Origin of the sequence: Pseudomonas oryziphila, assembly GCF_003940825.1 — a bacterium.
GTDB classification, from domain to species: Bacteria; Pseudomonadota; Gammaproteobacteria; order Pseudomonadales; family Pseudomonadaceae; genus Aquipseudomonas; species Aquipseudomonas sichuanensis.
Map to the genome: position 1 here is coordinate 4,855,574 of NZ_CP034338.1, position 16,433 is coordinate 4,872,006.

At 62.5% G+C, this 16,433-nt stretch carries 23 protein-coding genes; 12 read left to right on the plus strand and 11 right to left on the minus strand.

Annotated features, from left to right (window positions below):
• The 9 genes from hisD to EJA05_RS22755 all read right to left on the minus strand — a co-directional run bounded on the left by hisD (nucleotide 1) and on the right by EJA05_RS22755 (nucleotide 6,879).
• On the minus strand, nucleotides 1-1,323 hold the full coding sequence (gene hisD / locus EJA05_RS22715; RefSeq protein WP_125465334.1) for a histidinol dehydrogenase: 1,323 nt from the start codon (nucleotides 1,321-1,323) through the stop codon (nucleotides 1-3).
• Nucleotides 1,324-1,449: 126 nt separating this feature from the next.
• The gene (hisG, locus tag EJA05_RS22720; protein WP_011532429.1) at nucleotides 1,450-2,085 is read right to left on the minus strand and encodes an ATP phosphoribosyltransferase; all 636 of its coding nucleotides are present in this window, start codon (nucleotides 2,083-2,085) and stop codon (nucleotides 1,450-1,452) included.
• Nucleotides 2,086-2,178: 93 nt separating this feature from the next.
• The gene (gene murA / locus EJA05_RS22725) at nucleotides 2,179-3,444 is read right to left on the minus strand and encodes a UDP-N-acetylglucosamine 1-carboxyvinyltransferase (RefSeq protein WP_110993419.1); all 1,266 of its coding nucleotides are present in this window, start codon (nucleotides 3,442-3,444) and stop codon (nucleotides 2,179-2,181) included.
• 23 nt (nucleotides 3,445-3,467) lie between these two features.
• Nucleotides 3,468-3,707, minus strand: coding sequence for a BolA family protein (locus EJA05_RS22730; RefSeq protein WP_110993420.1), 240 nt, complete (start codon nucleotides 3,705-3,707; stop codon nucleotides 3,468-3,470).
• Between the two features lie 118 nt (nucleotides 3,708-3,825).
• The gene (locus EJA05_RS22735; RefSeq protein ID WP_125860078.1) at nucleotides 3,826-4,128 is read right to left on the minus strand and encodes an STAS domain-containing protein; all 303 of its coding nucleotides are present in this window, start codon (nucleotides 4,126-4,128) and stop codon (nucleotides 3,826-3,828) included.
• A complete protein-coding gene (locus tag EJA05_RS22740) occupies nucleotides 4,125-4,778 on the minus strand; it encodes an MlaC/ttg2D family ABC transporter substrate-binding protein (RefSeq protein WP_125465337.1) in 654 nt (217 codons plus the stop codon). The genes EJA05_RS22735 and EJA05_RS22740 overlap by 4 nt, the downstream gene beginning before the upstream one ends.
• 9 nt (nucleotides 4,779-4,787) lie before the next feature.
• Nucleotides 4,788-5,273, minus strand: a complete 486-nt coding sequence (gene mlaD / locus EJA05_RS22745) for an outer membrane lipid asymmetry maintenance protein MlaD (protein ID WP_110993423.1) — start codon at nucleotides 5,271-5,273, stop codon at nucleotides 4,788-4,790.
• Nucleotides 5,273-6,070: a lipid asymmetry maintenance ABC transporter permease subunit MlaE gene (mlaE, locus tag EJA05_RS22750; RefSeq protein WP_110993424.1), complete on the minus strand. Its 798-nt coding sequence runs from the start codon at nucleotides 6,068-6,070 to the stop codon at nucleotides 5,273-5,275. The genes mlaD and mlaE overlap by 1 nt, the downstream gene beginning before the upstream one ends.
• Nucleotides 6,070-6,879: an ATP-binding cassette domain-containing protein gene (locus EJA05_RS22755; RefSeq protein ID WP_110993425.1), complete on the minus strand. Its 810-nt coding sequence runs from the start codon at nucleotides 6,877-6,879 to the stop codon at nucleotides 6,070-6,072. Before EJA05_RS22755 ends, mlaE begins: the two co-directional genes overlap by 1 nt.
• A 246-nt stretch (nucleotides 6,880-7,125) precedes the next feature.
• Between EJA05_RS22755 and EJA05_RS22760 the strand changes: the two genes are divergently transcribed.
• From EJA05_RS22760 to EJA05_RS22815, 12 genes are all read left to right on the plus strand, one after another.
• Complete coding sequence (locus EJA05_RS22760) at nucleotides 7,126-8,100, plus strand: KpsF/GutQ family sugar-phosphate isomerase (RefSeq protein WP_125465338.1); 975 nt, start codon at nucleotides 7,126-7,128, stop codon at nucleotides 8,098-8,100.
• A complete protein-coding gene (locus tag EJA05_RS22765; protein ID WP_125465339.1) occupies nucleotides 8,101-8,625 on the plus strand; it encodes a KdsC family phosphatase in 525 nt (174 codons plus the stop codon).
• Nucleotides 8,626-8,633: 8 nt separating this feature from the next.
• The gene (gene lptC, locus EJA05_RS22770) at nucleotides 8,634-9,206 is read left to right on the plus strand and encodes an LPS export ABC transporter periplasmic protein LptC (protein WP_125465340.1); all 573 of its coding nucleotides are present in this window, start codon (nucleotides 8,634-8,636) and stop codon (nucleotides 9,204-9,206) included.
• A complete protein-coding gene (gene lptA, locus EJA05_RS22775) occupies nucleotides 9,193-9,717 on the plus strand; it encodes a lipopolysaccharide transport periplasmic protein LptA (RefSeq protein ID WP_110993429.1) in 525 nt (174 codons plus the stop codon). The genes lptC and lptA overlap by 14 nt, the downstream gene beginning before the upstream one ends.
• Nucleotides 9,718-10,443, plus strand: coding sequence for an LPS export ABC transporter ATP-binding protein (gene lptB / locus EJA05_RS22780; RefSeq protein ID WP_110993430.1), 726 nt, complete (start codon nucleotides 9,718-9,720; stop codon nucleotides 10,441-10,443).
• Between the two features lie 184 nt (nucleotides 10,444-10,627).
• Nucleotides 10,628-12,121: an RNA polymerase factor sigma-54 gene (locus tag EJA05_RS22785; RefSeq protein ID WP_125860080.1), complete on the plus strand. Its 1,494-nt coding sequence runs from the start codon at nucleotides 10,628-10,630 to the stop codon at nucleotides 12,119-12,121.
• Between the two features lie 78 nt (nucleotides 12,122-12,199).
• A complete protein-coding gene (gene hpf / locus EJA05_RS22790; protein ID WP_110993432.1) occupies nucleotides 12,200-12,508 on the plus strand; it encodes a ribosome hibernation-promoting factor, HPF/YfiA family in 309 nt (102 codons plus the stop codon).
• Nucleotides 12,509-12,520: 12 nt separating this feature from the next.
• Nucleotides 12,521-12,985 (plus strand): PTS IIA-like nitrogen regulatory protein PtsN, encoded by a 465-nt coding sequence (ptsN, locus tag EJA05_RS22795; RefSeq protein ID WP_110993433.1) that lies wholly within the window; start codon nucleotides 12,521-12,523, stop codon nucleotides 12,983-12,985.
• A 2-nt stretch (nucleotides 12,986-12,987) separates the two neighbouring features.
• A complete protein-coding gene (gene rapZ, locus EJA05_RS22800) occupies nucleotides 12,988-13,842 on the plus strand; it encodes an RNase adapter RapZ (protein ID WP_125860081.1) in 855 nt (284 codons plus the stop codon).
• Nucleotides 13,843-13,862: 20 nt separating this feature from the next.
• Complete coding sequence (locus EJA05_RS22805) at nucleotides 13,863-14,135, plus strand: HPr family phosphocarrier protein (RefSeq protein ID WP_125860083.1); 273 nt, start codon at nucleotides 13,863-13,865, stop codon at nucleotides 14,133-14,135.
• Nucleotides 14,136-14,227: 92 nt separating this feature from the next.
• Nucleotides 14,228-14,599 carry a type II toxin-antitoxin system RelE/ParE family toxin gene (locus EJA05_RS22810; protein WP_125860086.1) on the plus strand — a complete coding sequence of 124 codons (372 nt, stop codon included), beginning with the start codon at nucleotides 14,228-14,230 and terminating at the stop codon, nucleotides 14,597-14,599.
• Complete coding sequence (locus EJA05_RS22815; protein ID WP_125860088.1) at nucleotides 14,592-14,912, plus strand: helix-turn-helix domain-containing protein; 321 nt, start codon at nucleotides 14,592-14,594, stop codon at nucleotides 14,910-14,912. The genes EJA05_RS22810 and EJA05_RS22815 overlap by 8 nt, the downstream gene beginning before the upstream one ends.
• A gap of 3 nt (nucleotides 14,913-14,915) precedes the next feature.
• Here EJA05_RS22815 and EJA05_RS22820 read toward each other — a convergent pair whose 3' ends face one another.
• Nucleotides 14,916-15,809 carry a ZIP family metal transporter gene (locus EJA05_RS22820; RefSeq protein WP_125861410.1) on the minus strand — a complete coding sequence of 298 codons (894 nt, stop codon included), beginning with the start codon at nucleotides 15,807-15,809 and terminating at the stop codon, nucleotides 14,916-14,918.
• A gap of 11 nt (nucleotides 15,810-15,820) precedes the next feature.
• The gene (locus EJA05_RS22825; RefSeq protein ID WP_125860090.1) at nucleotides 15,821-16,432 is read right to left on the minus strand and encodes a superoxide dismutase; all 612 of its coding nucleotides are present in this window, start codon (nucleotides 16,430-16,432) and stop codon (nucleotides 15,821-15,823) included.
• Nucleotide 16,433: the final 1 nt, after the last annotated feature.

Below are 16,433 nucleotides of genomic sequence, written 5' to 3' on the forward strand. Positions count from 1 at the left end.
TCAATTCCCCTTCTCGGTGAGGATGCGGTATTCGGCGCTGCGGGCGTGGGCGGTCAACGACTCGCCACGGGCCAGTACCGAAGCGGTGTGGCCAAGCTCGGATGCGCCCTGCTCGGAACAGAAGATGATCGACGAGCGCTTCTGGAAGTCATACACGCCCAGTGGCGAGGAGAAGCGCGCGGTGCCGGAGGTCGGCAGTACGTGGTTGGGGCCGGCGCAGTAGTCGCCCAGCGCCTCGCTGGTGTGACGGCCCATGAAGATCGCGCCGGCGTGGCGGATCTGCGGCAGCCAGGCCTGCGGGTCGGCCACCGACAACTCCAGGTGTTCCGGGGCGATGCGGTTGGCCACTTCAATGGCCTGTTGCATGTCGCGCACCTGGATCAGGGCGCCACGACCGTTGATCGACTTTTCGATGATCTCGGCGCGCTCCATGGTTGGCAGCAGCTTGTCGATGCTGGCGGCAACGCGATCGAGGAACTCGGCATCGGGGCTGACCAGGATGGCCTGGGCATCTTCATCGTGTTCGGCCTGGGAGAACAGGTCCATGGCGATCCAGTCCGGATCGGTCTGGCCATCGCACACCACCAGGATCTCCGACGGGCCGGCGATCATGTCGATACCAACCTGGCCAAATACATGGCGCTTGGCGGTGGCCACGTAGATGTTGCCCGGGCCGACGATCTTGTCCACCTGCGGCACGCTTTCGGTGCCGTAGGCCAGGGCCGCGACGGCCTGGGCGCCACCAACGGTGAACACCCGGTCGACGCCGGCGATGCAGGCAGCGGCCAGCACCAGCTCATTGACCTCGCCACGCGGGGTCGGCACCACCATGACCACTTCAGCGACACCCGCGACCTTGGCTGGAATCGCGTTCATCAGCACCGACGAGGGGTACGACGCCTTGCCGCCCGGCACGTAAAGGCCGGCACGGTCCAGCGGGGTGACCTTCTGGCCAAGCACGGTGCCGTCGGCTTCGGTGTACTGCCAGGAGTCCTGCTTCTGCCGCTCGTGGTACAGACGCACGCGGTTGGCGGCTTTCTCCAGCGCTTCACGCTGCACCGGGGTGATGCGGGTCAGCGCCAGCTCCAGGCGGGCACGGTCGAGGATCAGGTCATCGATGGTCTTGGCGTCGACACCGTCGAAGCGCTGGGTGAATTCGACCAGCGCTGCGTCACCGCGCTCGCGCACGGCCTTGATGATGTCGAGCACGCGCTGGTTGACCGCGTCATCGGACACACTTTCCCAGCTCAGCAGATGATCCAGATGTCGGGCGAAATCCTGATCAGCGGCGTTGAGACGGGCAATTGCAGTGGACACGGTCATGGCGAGGGCCTCGATTATTAGCGAATGCTCAGGCGCCCTAGGCTACCAGTCCATCCGCGCGGGCACCTGAGAAAGAAGGCTATGACGCGGATAGACGGGCGCGACAGCGAAGGTCGCGCGCAGAAGTCAGCCGCGGTGTCGCGATTCGACGGCGTTGCGCAGGGTGTCGATCAGGCTTTGAATACGGGCGTGCTGCATTTTCATCGAGGCCTTGTTCACCACCAGGCGCGAACTGATCGTGGCGATCAGCTCCTGGGGTTCGAGGCCATTGGCACGCAGGGTGTTGCCGGTGTCGACCACGTCGATGATCTTGTCGGCGAGGTTGATCAGCGGCGCCAGCTCCATCGAGCCGTACAGCTTGATGATGTCGACCTGGCGGCCCTGTTCAGCGTAATAACGCTTGGCCACGTTGACGAACTTGGTCGCCACACGCAGACGGCCCTTGGGCTCAGGGGCACCGGTGACGCCAGCGGTCATCAGCTTGCATTGGGCAATCTGCAGGTCCAGGGGCTCGTACAGGCCCTGGCCGCCGTATTCCATCAGCACGTCTTTGCCGGCTACACCGAGGTCGGCGGCGCCATGCTCGACATAGGTCGGCACGTCGGTGGCTCGCACGATGAGCAGGCGCACGTCGTCCTGCGTGGTGGGGATGATCAGCTTGCGGCTCTTGTCCGGGTTCTCGGTCGGCACGATACCGGCCTCGGCCAGCAGTGGCAGGGTATCGTCGAGAATACGGCCTTTGGATAGCGCGATGGTCAACATGGGAAACGTCGGTCCTTAAGCGGCTACAGCCGGCCAGGCAGTGAGCCTGGCCGGTATTCGATTCGGTAGGCGCGTCCGTGCGCCTGCAGGCTACTAGCCCGGTACGCGACGGATCTTCGCGCCCAGCATCTGCAGCTTCTCCTCGATGCACTCGTAACCACGGTCGATGTGGTAGATGCGATCGATCAGGGTGTCACCTTCAGCGACCAGCGCCGACAGCACCAGGCTGGCGGAAGCACGCAGGTCGGTGGCCATCACCGGAGCGCCCTTGAGCGCCTTGACGCCAGTAACGATGGCGGTATTGCCTTCGACCTGGATCTGCGCGCCCATGCGGTGCATCTCGTAAACGTGCATGAAGCGGTTTTCAAAGATGGTTTCGATCACTGCGCCAGTGCCCTCGGCGATGGCATTGAGCGAAATGAACTGCGCCTGCATGTCGGTAGGGAACGCCGGGTAAGGAGCGGTACGCAGGTTGACGGCCTTGGGCCGCTTGCCGTGCATGTCCAGCTCGATCCAGTCTTCACCGGTGGTTATGTCGGCGCCGGCCTCCTTGAGCTTCTCAAGCACGGCTTCAAGGATGGTCGGATCGGTGTCCTTGACCTTGACGCGACCACCGGTGACGGCAGCGGCGACCAGGTAGGTACCGGTCTCGATACGGTCGGGCATGACGCGGTAGTTGGCCGAGGCCAGGCGCTCGACGCCATCGATGGTGATGGTGTCGGTGCCAGCGCCCTGAACCTTGCCGCCCATGGCGTTGATGAAGTTGGCCAGGTCAACCACTTCAGGCTCGCGAGCGGCGTTCTGCAACACGCTGCGGCCCTTGGCCAGTGCTGCGGCCATCATGATGTTCTCGGTACCGGTCACGCTGACGGTATCGAAGAAGAAGTGTGCGCCGCGCAGGCCGCCCTCGGGGGCCTTGGCCTTGATGTAGCCGCCTTCGACCTCGATCTTCGCGCCCATGGCTTCCAGGCCGCGGATGTGCAGGTCTACCGGACGAGAGCCGATGGCGCAGCCGCCAGGCAGGGCCACTTCGGCTTCACCGAAACGGGCAACCATCGGGCCGAGTACCAGGATCGAGGCACGCATGGTCTTGACCAGCTCGTAAGGAGCAACCAGGGTCTTGATGGTGCGCGGGTCGATCTCCACGGCCAGCTTTTCGTCGATCACAGGCTCGATGCCCATGCGACCGAACAGCTCGATCATGGTGGTGATGTCGTGCAGGTGTGGCAGGTTGCCCACGGTAACCGGGCCGTCGGCCAGCAGGGTCGCCGCCAGAATCGGCAGGGCCGCGTTTTTCGCGCCGGAAATGCGAATTTCGCCGTCGAGGCGTGGGCCGCCAGTGATAATCAGTTTGTCCATTTGTGTCTCGCCGCCAAGTTGGCTCAGGTGCGCTCAGCCCAGGCTGCGCTGCTGAAGAATTTCATGGTTACCGCGTGAATGGCGCCATTGGCAATCCACGGATTGAGGTGAGCATAGATCGCCTGCTGACGCTTGACCGGGCTCAGGCCGGCCAGCTCGTCGCTGATCACGTTCAACTGGAAGTTGCAGCCTTCGCCTTCAACTTCGACCCGGGATCCCGGCAATTTCTCTTCCAGAAAGCTTTTGACTTCTACGGCCTGCATGCTCAACCTCGATCGGCGCCCAACGCGCGCGGGTCGGCCATCATACAAAAAAGCCCCTCGCCTGCGAAGCCCATGACGGGATGCGCTGACCGAGGGGCCTTCACCTTGGTGCAAGCCATCAACCGGCCAGCACTTCATCGAGGTCATAGACCCCGGCAATTTCCCGCATGTCGGCAGGCATGCCGCGCACTTCGCAGGCCTTGCCAGCCGCCTGTGCATCGCGCATGAAGGCCAGCAGCAGGGCCAGCCCGACGCTACTCGACTTGACCACCGCGCTGCAGTCGAGCACCAGCCGCTGCTCGCCACTGGCGGCGATCAGCGCCTTGCCCTGCTGGCGCAGGGCCGGCCCGCTGCGGTAGTCGAGCACCCCGGCCAGGCAGAGAACGCCAGGCTCGGACATGCTCACGACGGCATCGCTCATTTGACTTCCTTATCCGGCGAGTTGTCGGCGGTTTCCTTGGCCTTGGCCACCTCGCCGGCCCAGCCGTCGATGGTTTTGTCCAGGCTGTTGCCGTTGCGCTGCATGGCGTCGGCGAACTGGTCGCGGAACAGCTTGCCGATGTTGATGCCGTTGACGATGACGTTGCGCACTTTCCACTCGCCGTCGATCTTCTGCATGGTGTACTGCACCGGATAGACCGCACCGTTGTTGCCGGTGATCTTCATGCCGACACTGGTGCGATCGCCGTCCTCGGCCTTGGCCGGGTCGACGGTGATGCCCTGGTTGTTGTACTCGAGCAGGGCATTGCCATAGAACTGCATCAGGCTGCGCTTGAAGTTCTCCTGGAAGCGCTGCATCTGCTCCGCAGTGGCCTTGCGCGAATACTTGACGGTCATGATGCTCTTGGAGATGCCGTCAGCATCGACCACCGGGCCAAGGTTGCTGTTGAGCGCGGTATAGAACGCCTCGGGGTTGGCCTTGTACTGCGCCTTGTTGGCCTTGAGGTCGTTGAGCAACTGGGTCGTGGTGCCCTGGATGACATCACGGGCGGACTGCCCCGGCGCCGCCATGGCCAGCAGGGGGAAGGCCGCCAGCAGAACCAGCAGGCCACGTCGCAGGATCGAAATCATGGAAACTCCTTAATTAGCCGGTTGCGCTTCTTTGGGTTCCTTGCCCACTGTATTGAGCAGGAATTTGCCGATCAGGTCTTCCAGCACCAGCGCCGACTGGGTGTCGTGGATGGTGCTGCCGTCTTTGAGAACCGCTTCTTCGCCGCCCACGCTGATGCCGATGTACTTCTCGCCCAGCAGGCCGGCGGTCAGGATCGAGGCAGTGGAGTCGGTCGGCAGGTTGTCGACGTTCTTGTCCAGCTGCAACGTGACCCGACCGGTGTACGAGTCGCGGTCCAGATCGATGGCCGTGACCTTGCCGATGGTCACACCAGCCATGGTCACTTTAGCTCTGACCGTCAAACCGGCGATATTGTCGAAGTAGGCATAAACTTTGTACGTGTCGCTGCTCGGGCTGGCCGACAGCCCGCTGACACGCAGGGCCAGCAGCAGCAGCGCCAGGATCCCGGCCAGGAGGAACAGGCCGACACCGATTTCCAGGGTGCGGTTTTGCATCAGAAATCTCCAAACATCAAGGCGGTCAGAATAAAGTCCAGACCCAGCACTGCCAACGAGGCATAGACTACGGTCTTGGTGGTGGCACGACTGATCCCTTCTGAGGTGGGCTCGCAGTCATACCCCTGGAATACGGCGATCCAGGTGACGACGAAGGCAAACACCAAGCTCTTGATCAGCCCGTTGATCACGTCGTCGGTGAAAGAAACGCTGTTCTGCATGTTGGCCCAGAACGAGCCTTCGTAGACGCCCAGCCAGTCGACCGCGACCCACGAGCCACCCCAGATACCCACCACGCTGAAGATCAGCGCCAGCAGCGGCAGCGAGATGAAGCCGGCCCACAGGCGTGGGGCGACGATGTACTTGAGCGGATCGACACCGATCATTTCCAGGCTCGACAGCTGCTCGGTGGACTTCATGTTGCCGATTTCGGCCGTCAGCGCGGAACCCGCACGGCCGGCGAACAGCAGGCCGGTCACCACTGGCCCGAGCTCACGCAGCAGGGTCAGGGCAACCATCTGCCCCACGGCCTGCTCCGAACCATAGCGGGCGAGGATGCTGTAGCCCTGCAGCGCCAGCACCATGCCGATGAACACCCCGGACACGACGATGATCGCCAACGACAGCACGCCAACCGAATAGAGCTGCTTGACCAGCAACTGGAAGCCGCCGCCGACACCACCTCGACCGCTCAGCGCGTGACCAAGGAACAGGCAGGAACGGCCCAGCACCGCCAGCACGTCGATGGCCGAGCGGCCAAACAGACGGATACGTTCGAGTAAGGATTTTCTGCGCATCAACGCGCCCCCAGCAAATCGGCGCGGTAGTCTGGCGCAGGGAAGTGGAAGGGTACCGGACCGTCCGGGTCGCCCTTCATGAACTGGCGGATACGCGGGTTGTCCGAGCCCATCAGTTCGGCGGGCGTGCCCTGCCCCAGCACCTGGCCATCACCCACCACATAGATGTAGTCGGCGATGCTGGCGGTTTCCGCCAGGTCGTGGGAAACCACGATGCTGGTGATACCCAGGGCGTCGTTGAGCAGACGGATCAGGCGGACCAGCACGCCCATGGCGATCGGGTCCTGGCCGACGAACGGCTCGTCGTACATGAGGATCTGCGGGTCGAGGGCAATCGCCCGGGCTAGCGCCACGCGGCGCTTCATGCCGCCGGAGAGCTCGTCGGGCATCAGGTCGATGGCACCGCGCAGGCCCACGGCCTGCAACTTCATCAGGACGATGTCACGAATCAGATCGTCCGGCAGCTCGGTGTGTACGCGCAGCGGGAAGGCGACGTTCTCGAAGACATCGAGGTCGGTGAACAGGGCGCCGCTCTGGAACAGCACGCCCATCTGCTTGCGTGCATCGAACAGGTCGCCCCGCGACAACGCGGGCAGGTTCTGGCCATTGACCCAGACTTCACCGCTGGACGGCCGCAACTGTGCGCCCATCAGACGCAGCAATGTCGTCTTGCCGCACCCCGAGGGCCCCATGATACCGGTGACCTTGCCACGGGGAATGCGAATGTCCACGTTGCTGAAAATGCTGCGCGAACCACGCTTGAAGGTGACTCCCTTCAGCTCGACCGCGCAGGCGCTATCCACACTCATCTAGACTCCTTGCAATGCAGCCTCGTCTTCGTGGACGCCTGCCCTCATCTTGAAGGCACACTGGTCCCTGGCGGGCCGAACAGCGGCGAACTATAGCACCGCAGATGGCACGCCCCCAAGGCCGCAAATCCGGCTGTTCAGGCAGGCGACAGCCTTGCGTTGCTTTCTTACGACAATCGAATGGATGAGCCTTTCACACATTGCGGCTATAATCGCCGCCTTTTCATCAGGCATTGCGTTTTCGACATGAGCCAATCCAGCGAGCTGATCCAATCCGCCCAGCGCACCCTGCGCCTGGAACTCGAGGCTGTGCAGGCACTGCTGGCCCGCATCGACGGTGACTTCGTCAAGGCCTGCGAGCTGATCCTGGCGAGCAAGGGCCGGGTAGTCGTGGTCGGCATGGGCAAATCCGGGCATATCGGCAACAAGATCGCCGCCACCCTCGCCAGCACCGGCACGCCGGCATTTTTCGTGCACCCGGCCGAAGCCAGCCATGGCGACATGGGCATGATCACCCGTGACGATGTCATCCTTGCCCTGTCCAACTCGGGCAGCACCGCCGAGATCGTCACCCTGCTGCCGCTGATCAAGCGCCTGGGCATCCAGTTGATCAGCCTGACCGGCAACCCGGACTCGCCGCTGGCGCAGGCCGCCGAAGTCAACCTCGACGCCAGCGTCGCCCAGGAAGCCTGCCCGCTCAACCTGGCACCGACCTCCTCCACCACCGCCTCGCTGGCCCTGGGCGATGCACTGGCCATCGCCCTGCTGGAAGCGCGCGGGTTCACCGCCGAAGACTTCGCCTTTTCCCACCCCGGTGGGGCACTGGGCCGCCGCTTGTTGCTGAAGGTCGAGAACGTGATGCATGCCGGCGACGAACTGCCCCAGGTGCAGCGCGGCACCCTGCTCAAGGACGCGCTGATCGAAATGTCGCGCAAGGGCCTGGGCATGACCGTAGTGCTGGAGCACGACGGCACGCTGGCCGGGATCTTCACCGACGGCGACCTGCGCCGCAGCCTTGATCGCAATATCGACGTGCACAAGACCCTCATCGACGAAGTCATGACCGTGCACGGCAAGACCGCCCGCGCCGAGATGCTCGCTGCCGAGGCGCTCAAAATCATGGAAGACCACAAGATCAGCGCACTTGTCGTTGTCGATCAGAGCGACCGGCCGACCGGTGCCCTGAACATGCACGACCTGCTGCGCGCCGGAGTGATGTAAATGAACCAGGACCTCATGCAACGCGCCAAGGCCATCAAGCTGGCGGTGTTCGACGTTGACGGCGTGCTCACCGATGGCCGCCTGTACTTCCTTGAAGACGGCAGCGAATTCAAGACCTTCAACACCCTCGACGGCCACGGCATCAAGATGCTCATGGCCGCAGGGGTCACCACGGCGATCATCAGCGGGCGCAAGACGCCGGTGGTCGAGCGCCGGGCGAAGAACCTCGGCATCCCGCACCTGTTCCAGGGGCGCGAGGACAAGCTGGTGGTGCTGGACGGCCTGCTTGCCGAACTCAATCTAAGCTACGAACAGGTGGCTTATCTGGGTGACGACCTGCCCGACCTGCCGGTGATTCGCCGAGTGGGCCTGGGCATGGCGGTAAGCAATGCCGCGCCGTTCGTTCGCCAGCATGCCCACGGCGTCACCCAGGCACGCGGCGGCGAGGGTGCCGCCCGCGAGTTCTGCGAACTGATCATGCAGGCCCAGGGTACCCTGGACGCTGCCAACGCCCACTACCTGTAAGGCCCCCCATGTTCAGCAAGAAGATCAGAAATTTCGCGCTGCTTGGCGTAATAGCCGCCGTGCTGGCGGCCGTCGGGTACTGGAACATCAGCCCCGAGAGCTTCCTCGACAAGCCGGTCGCGCAGACCGACGAGAGCGCCATCGACTACTACGCGATCAACGCTCACAGCGTGCAGTTCCTGCCTGACGGCAAGCTGCAATACGAAATGACCGCCGACAAGGTCGAGCACCTCAAGGCCAGCGAAGTCACTCTGGTGACCACACCCGACCTGCACATGTACCGCGGCACCGAGTACCCCTGGCATGTGCAGAGCACGCGCGCCGAGGTCAACCCGGACGGCACCGAAGTCGAATTGATCGACAACGTGCGGGTTGCCCGCACCGACGAAAAGCAACGTCAAACCATCATTACCAGCACACGCATGACCGTGTTCCCGCAGAAGCAATATGCGCAGACCGAGCAAGCCGTTAGAATCGACGGCGCCGGTGGCACGACTACGGGCAAAGGAATGAAAGCGTATTTGAAAGAAGGCAGGATGGACCTGCTCTCTAACGTAAGAGGACAGTATGAGGCTCGTTAAAACCATCCCCCTTCTGCTCAGCCTGGGCGTAGCACTGGGAAGCGCGAGCGCCTTCGCCCTGCCGAACGACCGTGACCAGCCAATTCGCATCCAGGCCGACAACGCGCACCTGGACGACAAGCAGGGTGTGGCCACCTACACCGGCGACGTGATCATTACCCAAGGTTCGATGGTGATCAAAGGCAACACCGTGACCATGACCCGCGCCGCCAACGGCGACATCGACGTGGTCACCTCGGTGGGCAACCTGGCCTACTTCGAGCAGCAGCAGAGCGCTGCCAAGCCGGACAAGATGAAAGGCTGGGCCGTGACCATCCAGTACCAGGCGCAAAAAGAAATGGTCATCCTGACCGACCGCGCCAAGGTCGAGAACGAAGGCAACACCACCGAAGGCGAGAAGATCGTCTACAACACCAAAACCCAGGTGGCGACCGCCGGCCGCGGCGGCAACGTGACTGCACCACGTCAGCGCATCGACATGGTCATTCAACCGAAGAAAAAGGCCGAGTAAATGGCAACCCTCAAAGCCCAGCACCTGGCCAAGAGCTACAAAGGCCGGCAAGTCGTTCGCGACGTCAGCCTGTCCATCGACAGCGGCCAGATCGTCGGTTTGCTCGGCCCTAACGGCGCCGGCAAGACCACCTGCTTCTACATGATCGTCGGCCTGGTACAGGCCGATCAGGGCCGGGTACTGATCGACAGCCTCGACGTCAGCCACCAGCCCATGCACGGCCGCGCCCAATCCGGCATCGGCTACCTGCCGCAGGAAGCCTCGATCTTCCGCAAGCTGTCGGTGGCCGACAACATCATGGCCATCCTCGAGACCCGCAAGGACCTCGACCGCGACGGCCGGCGCAAGGAGCTGGAAAGCCTGCTGCAGGAATTCCACATCAGCCACATCCGCGACAACCTCGGCATGAGCCTTTCCGGTGGTGAACGCCGCCGTGTCGAAATCGCCCGCGCCCTGGCCACCGCGCCCAAGTTCATCCTGCTGGATGAACCGTTCGCCGGCGTCGACCCGATCTCGGTGGGCGACATCAAGCAGATCATCCACCACCTCAAGAACAAGGGGATCGGCGTGCTGATCACCGACCACAACGTTCGCGAGACGCTGGACATCTGCGAGACGGCCTACATCGTCAACGATGGTCAACTGATCGCCGAGGGCGATGCCGAGACCATCCTGGCCAACCAGTTGGTCAAGGAGGTCTACCTGGGTCACGAGTTCCGCCTCTGATCCAGGCCCGCCTGGAGCACTGGCGCACACGCCCGTTCAGGGCTTAAGTGTTACTGTGCTCTAGGCAAGCGCTAGAATTTCAGGCATACGAGTTGCATACGAACTTGCTTAAAATCGGCGCCCAGCGCCCTACAGGTAGTAGATGGCGCATGTGCGCCGGCTAACAAGGTATTAAGCCCCTGCCATGAAACCATCGCTCGTCCTAAAAATGGGCCAGCAACTGACGATGACCCCGCAGTTGCAACAGGCCATTCGTCTGCTTCAGCTTTCCACCCTGGACCTACAGCAGGAAATCCAGGAGGCGCTGGAATCCAATCCGATGCTCGAACGCCAGGAAGACGGCGACGACTTCGACAACAGCGACCCGATGGCGGACAACGCCGAAAGCAAACCGGTCGCCGAAGCCCAGGACACCAGCTTCCAGGAAACCACCGGCAACACCGAAACCCTGGAAGAAGGCGAGTGGGCCGAGCGCATCCCCAACGAGCTGCCTGTCGACACCGCCTGGGAAGACATCTACCAGACCAGCGCCAGCAGCCTGCCCAGCAACGATGATGACGAGTGGGACTTCACCACCCGCACGTCCGTGGGCGAGAGCCTGCAAAGCCACCTGCTCTGGCAGCTCAACCTCGCGCCGATGTCCGACACCGACAGGCTGATTGCCGTTACCCTGATCGACAGCATCAACGGCCAGGGCTACCTGGAAGATACCCTCGAAGAAATCTGCGCCGGCTTCGACCCTGAGCTCGACATCGAGCTGGACGAGGTAGAGGCGGTGCTGCACCGCATCCAGCAGTTCGAGCCCGCCGGCATCGGCGCCCGCTCCCTGGGTGAGTGCCTGTTGTTGCAACTGCGCCAGCTGCCGGCCTCGACGCCGTGGATGAGCGAAGCTCAGCGCCTGGTCAGCGACTATATCGACCTGCTCGGCAGCCGCGACTACAGCCAGCTCATGCGCCGCATGAAACTCAAGGAAGACGAACTGCGCCAAGTCATCGAGCTGGTGCAGACGCTCAATCCGCGCCCTGGCTCACAGATCGAGTCGAGCGAACCCGAATACGTGGTGCCGGACGTCATCGTGCGCAAGGACAACGAACGCTGGCTGGTCGAGCTCAACCAGGAAGCCGTGCCGCGCCTGCGGGTCAATCCGCAGTACGCAGGTTTCGTGCGTCGCGCCGACACCAGCGCCGACAACACCTTCATGCGCAACCAGTTGCAGGAAGCGCGCTGGTTCATCAAGAGCCTGCAAAGCCGCAACGAAACCCTGATGAAAGTGGCGACCCAGATCGTCGAACACCAGCGCGGCTTCCTTGATCACGGCGACGAGGCCATGAAGCCGCTGGTGCTGCACGACATCGCCGAGGCGGTGGGCATGCATGAGTCGACCATTTCCCGGGTCACCACACAGAAATACATGCACACGCCACGCGGCATCTACGAGCTCAAGTACTTTTTCTCGAGCCACGTGAGCACTGCCGAAGGCGGCGAATGCTCGTCCACGGCGATCCGCGCGATCATCAAGAAACTGGTCGCCGCGGAAAATCAGAAAAAGCCATTGAGTGACAGCAAGATCGCTGGTTTACTGGAGGCACAAGGCATCCAGGTAGCCCGTCGCACCGTCGCCAAGTACCGTGAATCGTTGGGCATCGCCCCTTCGAGTGAGCGCAAGCGACTGATGTAGCCCCTGGGTAAGCCATAGCGTTTCAGTGGCAGGTGCAATACCTGCCTCTTTATGCACGGGCAACAAAGGAGAAGCTGTATGCAAGTCAACATCAGTGGACAGCATGTAGAAGTCACCCAACCACTGCGCGATTACGTGCTCGAAAAGCTCGCCCGACTGGAGGGTCATTTCGACAAGATCACCAACGTGACGGTGATCATGAAAGTCGAGAAGCTGCAGCAAAAGGTTGAAGCCACGCTCCAGATACCCGGTGGCGAAGTTGTTGCCAATGCCGAACACCAAGACATGTATGCCGCGATCGACGCGCTTGCCGACAAGCTCGACCGCCAACTGAAAAAACACAAGGAAAAACAGCAAAGCCTGCTGCAAGGCGCAGCCGCCCGCTGATCCCCCTCATCCATGATCCGACTTGAAACCATCCTGACCCCCGGCCGTTCCCTCGTGAACGTGCCGGGCGGCAGTAAGAAGCGCGCCCTCGAAAAGGTCGCCACTGTAATTGCCGAGCAAATCCCAGAGCTCGAGATGCAAGACGTCTTCGAGAAGCTGATTGCCCGCGAAAAGCTCGGCTCCACCGGTTTTGGCAATGGCATCGCCATTCCCCACTGCAGGCTCGAGGGTTGCTCAGCGCCCGTCAGTGCCCTGCTGCACCTGGAAGCTCCCATCGATTACGACGCCATCGATGGCGCGCCCGTGGACCTGCTGTTCGTCCTGCTGGTCCCCGAAGCCGCGACCGATGCGCACCTTGAATTGCTGCGCCAGATCGCCAGCATGCTCGATCGCGAGGATGTGCGTAAGCGCCTGCGTGCTGCCAACAGCAACGAAGCGCTCTACCAGGTGGTCTTGGACGTCCAGAACGAGGCCTGAACATGCGCCTGATCATCGTCAGCGGCCGCTCCGGCTCGGGTAAAAGCACCGCCCTCGACGTGCTGGAAGACAATGGCTACTACTGCATCGACAACCTGCCTGCCGGGTTGTTGCCGCAGTTGGCGGAAAACGCGCTGATCAACACCGAGTTGCAACAGCCCAAAGTGGCTGTCTCCATCGATGCGCGCAACCTGCCCAGCCACCTGACGCGCTTCCCCGAACTGCTGGAAGAGGCACGCTCCCGGCATATCCAGTGCGATGTGCTGTATCTGGACGCTGACGAAGAAACCCTGCTCAAGCGCTTTTCCGAGACCCGCCGCCGCCACCCGCTGACCAACGCCAACCGTTCGCTGGCCGAGGCCATCCGGGTAGAAAGCGAGCTGCTGGGCCCCATCGCTGACCTGGCCGACCTGAAGATCGACACCACCCGGCTGAACCTCTACCAACTGCGCGACTCGATCAAGCTGCGGCTGCTCAACCAGCCCGAGCCCGGCACCGCCTTTCTGGTCGAATCCTTCGGTTTCAAGCGAGGCATGCCAGTGGATGCCGATGTGGTATTCGACGTGCGCTGCCTGCCCAACCCTTATTGGAAGCCGGAACTTCGTGACCACTCCGGGCTCGAACAGCCGGTGATCGACTACCTGGCCGCCCAGCCGGACGTCGACGAGATGTTCCAGGACATCTCCAGCTACTTGCTTAAATGGCTGCCCCGCTTCGCCGCCAGCAACCGCGCCTATGTCACCATCGCCATCGGCTGCACTGGCGGCCATCACCGCTCGGTGTACATCACCGAACGGCTCGGCCAGTTGCTCCAGCAATCCCTGAAAAATGTCCAGGTCCGCCATCGCGACCTCTAGCCCACAGGATCCGCCACACGATGCCCGCCCGCGAAATAACCATCATCAACAAGCTGGGCCTGCATGCCCGCGCGGCAGCCAAGTTCGTCGGCGTGGCCGGGCGCTTCCCCTGCCAGGTGCGGGTCGGCCGCGCACCGGACAAACTGGTGGACGGCAAGAGCATCATGGCGGTGATGATGCTCGCCGCCGGGAAGGGCACCCAGGTGCATCTGCTCACCGAAGGCGAGCAGGACAACGACGCCCTCGAAGCGCTGGTGGCGCTGATCAACAACTTCTTCGACGAAGGCGAGTAACCCTCCCCGCGTAACATCCGCTACCAATTGTCGGTGTGAACAATCCTGCGATTGTCTCTATACCAATATGGGTATAGATTCGAGGCGATCTCATGGAAGCGATCAAGAATGTCAAACGCCTGTTCTGGGTTGGTAGCTCCCGAAAGGATATCCAGGCACTCCCGGCTGATGTCCAAGATGTGTTCGGTTTTGCTCTGTATCAGGCTCAGGAAGGCGGCAAGCACTGGCAGGCAAAGGTGCTTAAAGGGTTTTCAGGCGGCGGCGTGCTCGAGGTGGTCGAAGACCATCACGGCGACACCTATCGTGCGGTCTACACCATCAGCCTGGTCGACGCGGTTTACGTGCTGCACTGTTTCCAGAAGAAATCCCGCAGCGGCATCAAAACCTCAAGGCATGACGTGGATTTGATTCATGCCCGCCTGAAACTGGCACAGGCTCACTCGAAGGGGAAAACACATGATTGAAATCGAAGAAGGCACAGACAACGTCTATGCCGACCTGCACCTTGCCGACGCCAGCGAGATGCTGGTCAAGGCCTGCCTGGCCAGCAAGATCTGCAGCATCATCAAGGCACGCCAGCTCACTCAACTACAGGCCGCTGAGCTGCTCGGCCTGAGCCAACCCAAGGTCTCCGCCCTGACCCGCGGCAAATTCCGTGGCATCAGCGAAAGCAAGATGATCGATTGCCTCGCCCGCCTGGGCCGGGACATACAGATCGTGGTCAAGGAAGCCCCCAAGACCCGGCGCGAAGGCCGGGTGGAAGTGATTTTCGCCTGACACTCAGGACATCGCCGTATCCATCACCATCATCAGACAGAAGCCCACGCACAACCCCAGGCTCGCCAGGCGGTGATGTCCGTTGCTGCGTGATTCGGGGATGATTTCCTGGGTCACCACCAGCAGCATCGCTCCCGCCGCGCAGGCCAGGCCCAGTGGCAGCAGCAGTTCGGCGATGTTCACCAGCCAGGCGCAGATGACCGCCGCCAGCGGCTCGACCAGCCCGGACGCAGCGCCAATCAGGAATGCCTTGAAGCGCGGCATCCCGGCCCCCGCCAACACCAGGGCAATCACCAGCCCCTCCGGCACATCCTGCAGGGCAATGCCCATGGCCAGGCTGTCGGCATCGGCCATGCCGCCCCCGGCAGACACACCAATGGCCATGCCTTCGGGAATGTTGTGGGCGATGATGGCAATGACGAACAGCCAGATTCGCGCAGCGATCACCGGCTGCTGCCCGGTACCGACCAGCGCTTCGGGGGACGCCCCGGAAACCCTGAGATCGACCAGGAACAGGCACAACGCCCCGAACAGCAGGCCGCCGCTGATCAAGCCACCGGCGCCCCAGGGGCTGTAGCCGATGGCCTGGGCCGCCTCCAGCCCCGGGATGATCAACGAGAACGCGGTGGCGGCCAACATCACCCCGGCGCCAAAGCCAAGCAAGGTGTCGGCCAGCGCCACAGGCATGTTGCGAATCACCAGCACCGGTACCGCGCCCAATGCCGTGCCCAGTGCGCACAGTGCACCGCCCTCCAGGGCACGCAACATGCGCGGTTCCAGGTCCAGCCAGGCGATGCCGCGCGCCACCAGCAGCGCGGTGCCAACCAGCAACAGCAAGGTCCCAAGCGCCAGGCGGAACAGGCGCACACTGCTGACAGACATCACCTCGGAGCGCATACCGGTTCGACTCACTTCAGGGTTTCAAGGTAGCGGCGTTCCACTTCGGCCCAGTCGACCACGTTGTAGAAAGCACCAATGTATTCCGGGCGACGGTTCTGGTACTTCAGGTAGTAGGCATGCTCCCACACGTCGAGCCCCAGGATAGGCGTGTTGCCGTGCATCAGCGGGCTGTCCTGGTTGCCACTGCTTTCCACCACCAGTGTTTTCGCCGGCGTGACGCTGAGCCAGGCCCAGCCACTGCCGAAGCGGCTCAGCGCGGCCTTGGTGAACGCGTCCTTGAATGCCTCGAAACCACCCAGCTGGGCATCGATGGCCTTGGCCACCTCGCCCTGTGGTTCGCCTCCGCCCTTGGGCGACATGACGGTCCAGAACAGGGTGTGGTTGGCGTGGCCGCCGCCTTGGTTGATCACTGCCCCTTGCAGCTTCTCGGGCAACTGCTTGACCGCGCCAACCAACCGCTCCACCGGCCATTCGGCCCACTCGGTGCCCTCGATGGCGGCGTTGAGGTTGTTGATGTAGGTCTGGTGGTGCTTGCTGTGGTGGATCTCCATGGTCTGGGTATCGATGTGCGGCTCCAGCGCATCGTAGGCATAAGGCAGTGCAGGCAAGGTATGGGGCATG